Source organism: Arthrobacter sp. AIWTK1, from assembly GCF_056680535.1.
On sequence record NZ_CM155287.1, the window covers coordinates 2,789,138 to 2,800,239 of the forward strand.

An 11,102-nucleotide genomic window follows, 5' to 3' on the forward strand; every position below is an offset into this window, starting at 1 on the left:
GACAATGAGATGTACCGGCTGGCAAAACTATCGCTGGCAAACAGGGCCCTGATCGCGCTGATCACCGTCTTCGCGTCGGTGTTCGGCGTGATCACCATGTCCTCGCTGAAGCAGGAACTCATTCCCTCCATCGAGTTTCCGCAGATCACGGTCATCTCGGCCATGCCCGGCGCGTCGCCGGAGGTAGTGGACAAGCAGGTGAGCGGGCCCCTCGAGACTGCGCTGAACGGTGTCGAGGGGCTTGAGTCGACGTCGTCCACCTCCCGGACGGGCGTTTCGCAGATCACCATGGTGTTCACCTACGGTTCAAACCTGGACCGTGCACGGAACCAGATCGACCGCGCCATTTCCAACGCCAAGCGCGCCCTGCCGGACGACGTCCAGCCGCAGGCCATCGCAGGCAGCATCAGCGATTTCCCGATTGTGTTTCTGGCAGTCTCTTCCGACAATCCGCTCAGTGAACTGAACGCCGATCTGCAGCGGCTCAGCGTCCCCCGGCTTCAGAAGCTCGACGGTGTCCGGGGGGCCGACGTCACCGGTGGCGCCAGCCAGCACATCCAGATCCTTCCCCGCCCCGAGGCCATGGCGGCCAAGGGCACCACCATCCAGTCCATCAGCACTGCGTTGAAGAACAACGGGGCACTGGTTCCGGCAGGCACCATCGAGGAACAGGGCAAGACGCTCTCGCTGCAGATCGGCAGCCCGGTGGACTCCCTGGACGCCATCAAGGCCCTGCCGCTTGGCGGCGCCAAAGACGCCGCCACCATCGGCAGCGTTGCGGACGTGAGCATCAAGGATGACGTCCGCACATCGATTACCCGCACGAACGGCAAGGAAACGCTGGCCCTCTCCGTGACCAAAAAGCCCGAGGGCGACACGGTGGCTATCTCCCACGCGGTGAAGGACTCCATCGGCCAGCTCGAGGCTGAGCTGGGATCCAACGCCAAGTTCACCCCGGTGTTCGACCAGGCTCCGTTCATCGAAAAGTCGATCAAGGACCTCACCACGGAAGGCCTGCTGGGCCTGGGCTTTGCCGTCGCGGTGATCCTGGTGTTCCTGATGTCCGTGCGGTCCACCCTGGTGACTGCCGTTTCCATCCCGCTGTCCCTGCTCATCACCTTCATCGGCCTGTCCGCGACGGGATACTCGCTGAACATCCTGACCCTCGGGGCGCTCACCATCGCCATTGGACGCGTGGTGGACGACTCGATTGTGGTGATCGAGAACATCAAGCGGCACCTCAGCTACGGCGAGACAAAACTGTCAGCCATCCTGACCTCCATCCGCGAAGTTGCCGGCGCCATCACCGCATCCACGCTGACCACGGTGGCAGTCTTCCTTCCCATCGCGTTCGTCGGGGAACTGGCCGGCGAGCTTTTCCGGCCCTTCGCCCTGACGGTGACCATCGCGCTGCTCTCGTCGCTGCTGGTGTCCCTGACCATCGTGCCCGTTCTGGCCTACTGGTTCCTGAAGGCACCGGCTGATAAGGCGGGGGCAGTCCTGTCCGCCGCAGCGGCGCGGGAAGCCGCAGCCAAGGCCCACGAGGCGGAGCAGCGCAGCCTGCTGCAGCGCGGCTACCTGCCCCTCCTCACCAAGACACAGAAACACCCGGTGGTGACGCTCATTGCCGCAGTCCTGGTGCTCGGCGGGACCGCGGCGATGACACCGCTGCTTGCCACCGATCTGCTGGGCCGTTCCGGCGAGAACAGCATGACGGTCCGCCAGGTCCTGCCGGCCGGAACCAGCCTCGCCGACACCAGTGCGGCAGCCGTGAAGGTCGAGGAAGTACTGCGGGACATCGACGGCATCAAGGACGTCCAGGTCACGTCCGGAAACGCACAGACCGGCTTCACCGCGCTCACGTCTAGTGGCGCCTCGAACTCATCGTTCACCGTTGTCACCGAAGAGAAAGCCAACCAGGCCCGGCTCCAGGAAACCGTACGCACCGAACTGGCGAAGATCAGTGACGCCGGCAAGATCTCCGTGGGATCCCAGCAAGGCGGATTCGGCACCACGTCCACGGTGGACATCACCCTGAAGGCGGCCAATTCGGCAGACCTCAGGACCGCAAGCGATGCCATGGTCAAGTCCATGGAAGGCGTTCCGGGCAGCACCGAGGTTGCCACGAACCTTGCAGCCAGCCAGCCGGTGGTCCAGGTCAAGGTGGACCGCGCCAAAGCGGTCGCGGCCGGCCTGAACGAGGAGCAGGTGGCCGGCGTCCTGGCCGCAACCATCAGTCCGTTGCCGGCCGGAACAGTGCGGATCGACACCAATGATTTCCCGGTGCAGATCGGCGAGGGCACACGGTTCACAAGCGTCGCCGCCGTGCGGAACATCCCGCTGCCTTCCTCCGGCGGTGCAGTGACGCTGGGAAGCATCGCTTCCGTGGAACAAGTGGATATCCCGGTTTCCATCACCGCCAGCAACGGCCAGCGCACCGCAAAGGTGTCGGTGACGCCGTCGGGGGCCAATCTCGGCGCCGTGAGCACAGAGGTGCAGAACCGGCTGAAGGGGGTTGAACTCCCGCCAGGGGTCACCGCAGAGATTGGCGGCGCCACCACCCAGCAAACCGAGTCGTTCCAGCAACTGGGCCTGGCGCTGCTGGCAGCAATCGCCATTGTGTACGTGATCATGGTGGCGGCCTTCAAGTCGCTCATCCAGCCGCTCATCCTGCTGGTGTCCGTCCCGTTCGCAGCCACGGGGGCAATCGCCCTGCTCCTGGCAACCGGCGTGCCGCTGGGCCTGCCGTCGCTGATCGGCATGCTCATGCTGGTGGGCATTGTGGTGACCAACGCGATCGTCCTGATCGACCTCATCAACCAATACCGGCAGCCCCGGGAGGGCCAGCCCGGAATGAACGTGGAAGACGCCATCACCCACGGCGCACGGCAGCGCCTCCGCCCCATCCTGATGACCGCCCTGGCCACGGTTTTCGCGCTCACACCCATGGCGCTGGGCCTGACCGGCGGTGGCGGTTTCATCTCCCAGCCCCTGGCGGTGGTGGTCATCGGCGGCCTGGTGTCCTCGACGGCGCTGACGCTGGTTCTTGTGCCGGTCCTGTACCGGCTGGTGGAAGGGCGCCGTGAGAAGAAGGCGCTGCTGCGTGCGATGCACGAACGCCCCGACTTCGGTCCGGCGGACGACGTCGACGCAGAGTTCCGTGACTGGACCACAGGCATGGTCCCCAAGGTTTCCGGCCGCCGGGCTGCGGCCGGCGAACCCGAATAGCCCGCCCCCTGAAGAACCGCAGTTCCTGGACCTAAGCAGTGCCCGTGCCGCCCGGTGGTACGGGCACTGCTGTTTAACCGAGCGGGAATATCCCGGCGTGCCGAACGTTACATCAAGCGATAGATGCAAATGCATCTAAATCGGCTACACTGGTACAAGACCCGGAGCAGTTCGGAAAACGGAAAGGCACACCATGCAGATCGGCGTTTTTAGCGTCAGTGACATCACCACTGATCCCACCACGGGCCGCACGCCCACGGAACACGAGCGCATCAAAGCGTCCGTGGCCATTGCCAAGAAGGTCGAAGAGATCGGCATGGATGTTTACGCCATCGGCGAGCACCACAACCGCCCCTTCTTCTCCTCCTCCCCCACCACCACACTGGCCTACATCGCAGCGCAGACGGAACGAATCATCCTGTCCACCGCCACCACCCTCATCACCACCAACGACCCCGTGAAGATCGCCGAAGACTTTGCGATGCTCCAGCACCTGGCGGACGGCCGCGTGGACCTGGTGATGGGCCGCGGCAACACCGCGCCGGTCTACCCCTGGTTCGGCAAGAACATCCAGGACGGCATTGAGCTGGCCATCGAGAACTACAGCCTGCTGCGCCGGCTCTGGGACGAAGACACCGTGAACTGGTCGGGCAAGCACCGCACGCCCCTGCAGAACTTCACCTCCACACCGCGCCCGCTCGACGGCGTGGCCCCCTTTGTGTGGCACGGTTCCATCCGGACGCCGCAGATCGCTGAAGTGGCTGCCTACTACGGCGACGGGTTCTTCGCCAACAACATTTTCTGGCCCAAGGAGCACTACCAGCAGCTGATCGGCCTCTACCGTGAGCGCTATGAGCACTACGGCCACGGCAAGGCCGACCAGGCGATCGTTGGACTCGGCGGACAGTTCTTCATGCGCAAGAACTCCCAGGACGCCGTGAAGGAGTTCCGTCCCTACTTCGACAATGCGCCCGTTTACGGCCATGGCCCCTCGCTCGAGGACTTTACCTCGCAGACACCGCTGACCGTCGGCAGCCCGCAGGAGGTCATCGAAAAGACCCTCACCTTCCGTGAGTACTTCGGCGACTACCAGCGCCAGCTCTTCCTGATCGACCACGCGGGCCTGCCGCTGAAGACCGTGCTGGAACAGCTCGACCTGTTCGGCGAAGAGGTCCTGCCGGTCCTGCGCAGGGAGTACGCCGCGCTCACGCCCGCCCACGTCCCGGAACCGCCGACGCACGCCGGACGGGTCGCAGCACGGATGGCAGCCCAGGTGCAGGAGGACTCCCTCAGCAAGCCCTCGGCGCAGGACGCCTGATGACTGCGCAGCCAGGAGAGTCGCCCGTGAGGCTCGCCGCCGAGACCTGGGAATCACTGTTCCGCGCCCAGGTGGCGGTGATGCGCAGGCTCCAGTCCGGCCCCGCTTTCAAGGCGCTGGCCGTCAACGAATACGATGTCCTGTTCACGCTCTCGCGCTGCCCGTCCGGCTGGCTGCGCCTGAACGAGCTCAATGACAACGTACTGCTCAGCCAGTCCAGCCTCAGCAGGCTTGTGGAGAGGCTGGAGAAGCGCGGCCTCGTGGAGCGCATGCCAGCGCCCCAGGACGGACGCGGTGTCCTCCTGAAGCTGACGGATGCCGGCCGGGACCTGCAGAAGCAGATCGGCCGCGAACACGTGCGCGACATCTCCGCGCTGATTACCCCGGCGCTGACTGCCAGCGAACAGCGCGAACTGCTGCGGCTCACCGAAAAGCTGCGCGGGTCGGTGTCAGGGCGCTAGGGTCGCCGGCGGCGGATCCTGCCGCCCGGCACAGATGCCGTCCGGCAGTCACCTGCCGGACGGCAGCGTCAGGAAATCGCGACGAGTTTCGAGGGATCTTCCACGGGCAGCTCGCCGTCCACCACGGCGGTGACGCGGAGCTCCCGCAGGGACAGGCTTCCGCCCACCGTGGACAGGAACGCTGTGTCGGAGGAGTCCCGGCCGGCGGTGATCCTCAGCATGCTCTCCCGGGGAGCTAGCCCGGTGGGATCAATGACGTACCACGCGCCGTTGATGTAGGCCTCTGCCACGGCGTGGAAATCCATCGGGCTGAGCCCGGGCGCATAGACGGCAACCAGCCTCGCCGGCACATCCTTGGAGCGCAGCATTGAAATGGCCAGGTGGGCGAAGTCGCGGCACACGCCGCGGCGGTGCAGGAGCGTCTCCACCGCGCCGTCGGTCCCGCGGGAGGAGCCGCTGACGTAGCGGAGCTCGCTAAACACCCAGTTGCGGACGGCATGCAGGAGCTCCTCGCCCTGGAGGCCGCCGAATTCCGCATAGGCCGTGGGCAGCAGCCGGTCCGACTCGGCGTAGCGGCTGGGCCGGACGTAGCGGATGAGTTCCATGAGGTTGGGCTGGTCCGGAACCGCCACCCCGGAAACCGTGGCCGTGTAGTCGACGGTTACCTCCGTGGGTTCCGCGAACTCCATGTAGTGGAAACGGCCGCCGTGGTGGTCGGACAGTTCCGTCAGGGGAACCGTGTCCTCCCCGGAGGTCACCGACAGCGTTTCCACGAGCGACGAATAGCCCGTATTCCTTGCCACGGCTACCGCCAGTGCGACTTTGGTTTCAGCTGCTGTCTTGAAGACGAGCCGGGTGGCCACGCTGCGTTCCATGTATCTCCGGGGTGTGAGGTAGTTGCAGAACAGTACCCGGAGCCGGCCGGTTGGGTTTACGGGCGGGCGGCGGGACTAACTTTTGATCTTCAGAGACATTAGCATCCGCTGGACATTCGCGAATTCCGATCCCTCGTTCACGTACTTGGCCGCCTGGTCCAAGGTATCGAAGGCCTTGGCGGGGGCCACTTTCTCATCCGTGGCGAAGGCCTTGATCACGGCCAGGTCACCGAACGAGACATCCCCCTTGCCCTCCGGACCGCGCACGACGTTTTGCAGGGCGCAGGCCCTGCCGTCGCTTCCTCCCACCACGTTGGTGATGCCGTAGGAGCCGAAGTACCTGTAACCCTGGATCACGCGGAACACCACGTGCGGCGCAATCAGTCCGTCTCCTTCGCGGTGCGGCAGGTCCAGCGGAACGCTGCTGACTACCACGTACGGCTTACGGGACGCTTCCGCGCAGGCGGGCGCCGACGGCGACGGCAGGCCCGTCTGCAGCGTCGCCAGGTATCCCCCCTTGGCGTCCTTGACTTCGATCTTGATGGCTCCCGGAAGAGTCCCCTGGTCGGGTGTGACCGACTGCGCAATCCAGTCCTGCGGCAGTTCAAAACTGACGTTCCTGGTGGAATCCGAGAAGACCTTCCACGCCGCCGCCGTCGCCCCGGCGGACGCGGATTCAGTGCCTGTTGCCGAAGGTTGCGCCCCGGTGGAATCGGCGCCCGCGCTGGCCCCGGGCGACGACGCTGATGAGGTGCCCGGCGGCGTCGCGCTTTCCGTCGGACTGCCGCCCGCCGTCCAGGCGGGTTCCCCCTTGCCCCCGCCAGTGCAACCGGACATCACTACAGCCGCAACGATCAACGCAGCGCCCAGCCGGGCCCCGCGGGCCACTTCCTTCCCTGTCATAACGCAAGCGTAGCCGGGCCCGCCCCGCAGCCGCCGTGTTAAGGCCGGAGTGTTGGCGGCCTGGCATTCCAGTGCGCAAAGAGGGCTACGCTGGGGACATGGCGGAACAGCACTTTGACACGGAGCAGGACAGCGTAGCGGACATCTCGGCCCTGGACATCGCCGACTGGAGGGTCCGGACCTTCGCCATGTACCAGGACGTCCGAAGAATTGCCGTGGACAGCCCTGCTGAGGCGCACTCGTACTGGCGCCAGGAACGCGACCGGATGTTCGGCACCCACCCGGCCTCCGCCCTCACCACCGAAGCCAAGGCCACCTTCAGCGGCCTCCGGACAGCTGATTATGACCCCATTTACCGGTTCCACGTGCCCCTGACCAAAGAGGGCGCCGGCCGGGAAATGAATGTTGAGACCGGGACCGACGGCGTTGTCAGGTTCGTGCGCCTGGGCACCTTCGACCTGCCCGAGATGGGCCAGCTGGCCGTCTGGAAGCTGCACGGTTACGGCGGCGGCATCTTCGTGCCTTTCCGGGACGCAACCGCGGGCCAGCCGGGCGGCAGCTACGGCGCCGGACGCTACCTGGTGGACACCATCAAGGGAGCCTTCCACGGAGTGCTGGGATCAGGCCCCGACGCCGAATTCATCCTCGACTTCAACTTCGCCTACAACCCCTCCTGCGCCTACAACGAAGCCTGGGCGTGCCCGCTGGCAGGTCCGTCCAACCGGCTGGCCGTGGAGATCCCGGTCGGCGAACTGTACTGACCCGTCCTTCCCGTGAAACGGTCCCGGCGACACGCTGCGACCCTGCGTCCGGCGGCACGTAGGATTTCCTGATGACCGCAACGCCGACCCGCCGTATCGCACGAGTCCGTCCGCACTCCGCCGCCTCCGGGCTTGAACAGTTCTTCGTGGCCAACGACGCCCCGGACTTCGGCAGCGAAGCGGGAAGGCTCTGGACCGTCGTCGACAGTCCGTTCCCGGGATCACGGGCAAACGCCGCTAGTGAACCCCGGGCCGGATGGCAGCCGGGTTCGGTGGTGGGCGAGGCCTCGTTCACTTTCCTCGCACCCAGCGTTCCGGCCAATGTCCTGGGCATGGCCCACAACACGGGCCAGGCCGGACGGGCCCTTCCTCCTCAGGCCTTCCACAAGGCAGCCACCAGCGTGGTGGGACCGGGCGAGGCCATCGAACTTGCACCGGGAGTGGGGCATGTGGACCCGGAAGCCGAGCTGACCGTCGTCGTCGGGCGCAAGGCACGCGGGCTGACGCCCGAGAATGCGCGGACGGCCGTTCTGGGCTTCACCATCGGCAACGACGTCACGGCCCGGGAGCTGCAGAAGACAGATGACCTGTGGATCAGCGCCAAGAGCCAGGACACGTTTACGCCGGCTGGGCCATGGATCGTGACGGGGCTGGAACCTGCTGCACTGTCCATCGGCATCGTGCACAACAGCCGTGAACTCCGCGCTGCCAGCTCGGCGGACCTCGGCTGGGGCGTTGACGAAATCCTGGTCTACCTGACCTCGTTCATGACGCTCCACCCCGGGGACCTGGTCCTCACGGGCTTTCCCGCCGAAAGCGCGCAGCTGCACCCCGGGGACACCGTGACCTGCCGCGTGGAGGGAATCGGCGAACTGACGAACCCGGTCAGGGACTCCGCCTGACCGAATCCGCCGGCATGATGTGGCAGGCTTGAGCGATGGAATCACCTGCTGCGCCCGCCGCCCCGCTGACGCAACGGTCCGGTTCCGCTCCTGCCGCACGGCGGCCGCCGGCCACAAAACATTACCGCGGCATCCTCCGCTTCCCCGCCGTCCGGCAGCTCCTCCGGTTCACCGGGGTGGGCATCGTGTGCACGGCGACGTCTCTGGCCCTCTACGCCCTGCTCAGGCCCTGGCTGGGGTCCCAGCCGGCCAATGCCGTGGCGCTGATCATAACCTCGGTCATGAATACGGCCCTGAACCGGCGGCATACCTTCAAGATCGCCGGGCGCGGGAAGATCGGCAGGGATCATCTGAGCGGCCTGGTGGTCATCGTGATTGCGCTGGTGATCACCGGCGGCAGCCTCGGCGTGCTGCACTGGCTCAATCCGGATGCCACCATGTCGGATGAGCTGTGGACCACCACCCTGTCCGGGTTTTTGGCAACCGCCGTGCGTTTCACCCTCCTGCGGCACTGGATCTTCCGCCGCGCACGGCACCGCTGACCCGGCACCAGCCCGTCCGGCACAGCTGACGGCGCGGTGCGGGAGGGACGCTAACGGATACCGAGCGTCAGCACACTGCCTACGGCGTTCCTGACGGCTGCTGCCGCTTCGTGCAGTTCCGCCGCAGTCACCGAGGCGTCAAAGCTGAACCGGACGGCTGTCTGGGCGACTTCGGACGGAATGCCCATCGCCAGCAGCACCGGCGAGGCGGCATCGGAGCCGGCGGCGCAGGCAGATCCGCTGGAGCACACCACGCCTTGGCGTTCCAGTTCGAGGAGCACGGATTCGCCGCTGGTTCCGGGGAAGCAGAACGAAGCCACCGACGGGAGCCGCTCGGCGGGGTGTCCGGTCAGTTGCGCGCCGGTCACACCGGCCAGGACCTCTCGGATGAAATCGTCCCGCAGGGCCGCTACCTGCTCCCGGCCGGGGCGGACGAGTCCCAGCGCGGTGGCCAGGGCCACAGCGCCGGCAACGTTCTCGGTCCCGGAGCGGCGGCCGCGTTCCTGCCCGCCGCCATGGAGCAGGGGTTCAACGCGGGTGCGGCTCCTCACATACAGGGCCCCGTTTCCTTTCGGTGCCCCCAGCTTGTGACCGGAGATGCTCATGGCGTCCACGCCCAGCATCTTCGTGTCCAGGGGCAGCCAGCCCGCAGCCTGGACAGCATCGGTGTGGAACGGGATCCCGTGTTCCCGGGCAAGCCCGGCGAGCTGCCGGATTGGCTGGACGGTTCCCACCTCGTTGTTCGCGTACATCACGCTGACCAGCGCGGTCTCCGGGCGGAGCACAGCCGCCAGGGCCTCGGGCGTGACTTGACCGAAGCCGTCCACCGGAACGGTATCAACGGTGAAACCGTGGAACCGTTCGAGGTACCGCGCCGATTCCTCCACGGCAGGATGCTCGACGGCGCTGATCACCACCCGGTTGAGGGCCGGGTCCGCAGCCTGCCGTGCCAGGGCGATGCCCTTCACGGCGAGGTTGTCCGCTTCGGTGCCGCCGGACGTGAACGTGATCTCGGCCGGGCGGCAGTTCAGCGCCCTTGCAGTGGCCGTCCGGGCGCCTGCGAGCGCCGTGGCGGCGGACTCGCCGAGCGAGTGGTGGCTCGATGGATTTCCGAATTCACCGGTGAGGTAGGGCCACATGGCTTCCAGCACCTCGCGGCGGACCGGCGTGGTGGCCGCTGCGTCCAGGAAAATCATGGCCCGTTCAGCCCGCCGTCAGTTCAACGTCCAGCAGTTCAATGTCGAGGCCCAGGTCGAGGGCAGCGACGCTGTGGGTGAGGCCGCCGATGGAGATGACGTCCACACCGGTGGCCGCGATCGCTGCCACCGTTCCGAGGTTGACGTTGCCGCTGGCTTCCACCCGCGCCCGCCCGCCCACCAGGGCCACGCCGGCGCCCAGCTCCTCGACGGTGAAGTTATCCAGCATGATGGTGTCCACTCCGGCGGCCAGCACCGGCTCCACCTGCTCCATCCGGTCCACTTCAACTTCGAAGTGGGTGGTGTGGCCGAGTCGGGCCTTGGCAGCCCTGAGCACAGCCGTGAGTTTCGCCGGGTCCCCTCCGGTGATCACCGCGAGGTGGTTGTCCTTGGCCAGGACGGCGTCGGACAGGCTGAAGCGGTGGTTGGCGCCGCCGCCGCAGCGGACGGCGTAACGCTCCAGTACCCGCAGGCCCGGCGTGGTCTTCCGCGTGTCGGTGATCCGGGCATTGGTGCCCTGGACGAGGTCCACGAATTCGGCCGTCTTCGTGGCGATGGCACTCATCCTCTGGACCAGGTTCAAGGCCACGCGCTCCGCCAGCAGGACCGCCCGGGCGTTGCCCGTCACCCTGGCCAGGTGCGTGCCCGCGGCGAACCGTTCGCCGTCCGCCACCAGCAGGTCGACGACGGCGTCCGGGTCCGTGAGTTTCATGGCGGCGGCGAACACGGCTCCCCCGCTCAGGACGCCCGGCACCCGGGCGTTCAGTACCGCCGTCGCGCGGGCTCCCGCGGGGATGAGGACCTGCGAGGTGATGTCGCCGTAGGGGGCGTCCTCGGCGAGCGCGGCGCGCAGCACTTCCAGCATGGCGGCCTCGGGAAGGCTGCCGGTGAGGTCAACGCCCGTCAGGGCTGTCAT

10 protein-coding genes are annotated in these 11,102 nt (G+C 66.6%); 6 read left to right on the forward strand and 4 right to left on the reverse strand.

Annotation, left to right across the window (positions count from 1 at the left end):
- The first annotated feature begins 9 nt into the window (after positions 1 to 9).
- The 3 genes from AC1MDG_RS12845 (at position 10) to AC1MDG_RS12855 (ending at position 5,007) form a co-directional block, all read left to right on the forward strand.
- On the forward strand, positions 10 to 3,228 hold the full coding sequence (locus AC1MDG_RS12845) for an efflux RND transporter permease subunit (protein ID WP_479804255.1): 3,219 nt from the start codon (positions 10 to 12) through the stop codon (positions 3,226 to 3,228).
- 193 nt (positions 3,229 to 3,421) lie between these two features.
- Positions 3,422 to 4,546 carry an LLM class flavin-dependent oxidoreductase gene (locus tag AC1MDG_RS12850; RefSeq protein WP_479804257.1) on the forward strand — a complete coding sequence of 375 codons (1,125 nt, stop codon included), beginning with the start codon at positions 3,422 to 3,424 and terminating at the stop codon, positions 4,544 to 4,546.
- The gene (locus AC1MDG_RS12855) at positions 4,546 to 5,007 is read left to right on the forward strand and encodes a MarR family winged helix-turn-helix transcriptional regulator (protein ID WP_043482490.1); all 462 of its coding nucleotides are present in this window, start codon (positions 4,546 to 4,548) and stop codon (positions 5,005 to 5,007) included. The genes AC1MDG_RS12850 and AC1MDG_RS12855 overlap by 1 nt, the downstream gene beginning before the upstream one ends.
- A 68-nt stretch (positions 5,008 to 5,075) precedes the next feature.
- Here the strand turns inward: AC1MDG_RS12855 and AC1MDG_RS12860 are convergent, their stop codons facing one another.
- On the reverse strand, positions 5,076 to 5,882 hold the full coding sequence (locus AC1MDG_RS12860) for a transglutaminase-like domain-containing protein (protein ID WP_479804259.1): 807 nt from the start codon (positions 5,880 to 5,882) through the stop codon (positions 5,076 to 5,078).
- Positions 5,883 to 5,957: 75 nt separating this feature from the next.
- Positions 5,958 to 6,785: a hypothetical protein gene (locus AC1MDG_RS12865; protein ID WP_479804261.1), complete on the reverse strand. Its 828-nt coding sequence runs from the start codon at positions 6,783 to 6,785 to the stop codon at positions 5,958 to 5,960.
- 98 nt (positions 6,786 to 6,883) lie between these two features.
- Between AC1MDG_RS12865 and AC1MDG_RS12870 the strand changes: the two genes are divergently transcribed.
- From AC1MDG_RS12870 to AC1MDG_RS12880, 3 genes are all read left to right on the forward strand, one after another.
- Positions 6,884 to 7,546, forward strand: a complete 663-nt coding sequence (locus AC1MDG_RS12870; protein ID WP_479804263.1) for a DUF1684 domain-containing protein — start codon at positions 6,884 to 6,886, stop codon at positions 7,544 to 7,546.
- 71 nt (positions 7,547 to 7,617) lie between these two features.
- Complete coding sequence (locus AC1MDG_RS12875; protein WP_479804265.1) at positions 7,618 to 8,448, forward strand: fumarylacetoacetate hydrolase family protein; 831 nt, start codon at positions 7,618 to 7,620, stop codon at positions 8,446 to 8,448.
- 35 nt (positions 8,449 to 8,483) lie between these two features.
- On the forward strand, positions 8,484 to 8,990 hold the full coding sequence (locus tag AC1MDG_RS12880) for a GtrA family protein (RefSeq protein ID WP_479804267.1): 507 nt from the start codon (positions 8,484 to 8,486) through the stop codon (positions 8,988 to 8,990).
- A 50-nt stretch (positions 8,991 to 9,040) separates the two neighbouring features.
- Here AC1MDG_RS12880 and AC1MDG_RS12885 read toward each other — a convergent pair whose 3' ends face one another.
- A complete protein-coding gene (locus AC1MDG_RS12885; RefSeq protein ID WP_479804268.1) occupies positions 9,041 to 10,186 on the reverse strand; it encodes a cysteine desulfurase family protein in 1,146 nt (381 codons plus the stop codon).
- A gap of 7 nt (positions 10,187 to 10,193) precedes the next feature.
- The gene (nadC, locus tag AC1MDG_RS12890) at positions 10,194 to 11,102 is read right to left on the reverse strand and encodes a carboxylating nicotinate-nucleotide diphosphorylase (protein ID WP_479809094.1); all 909 of its coding nucleotides are present in this window, start codon (positions 11,100 to 11,102) and stop codon (positions 10,194 to 10,196) included.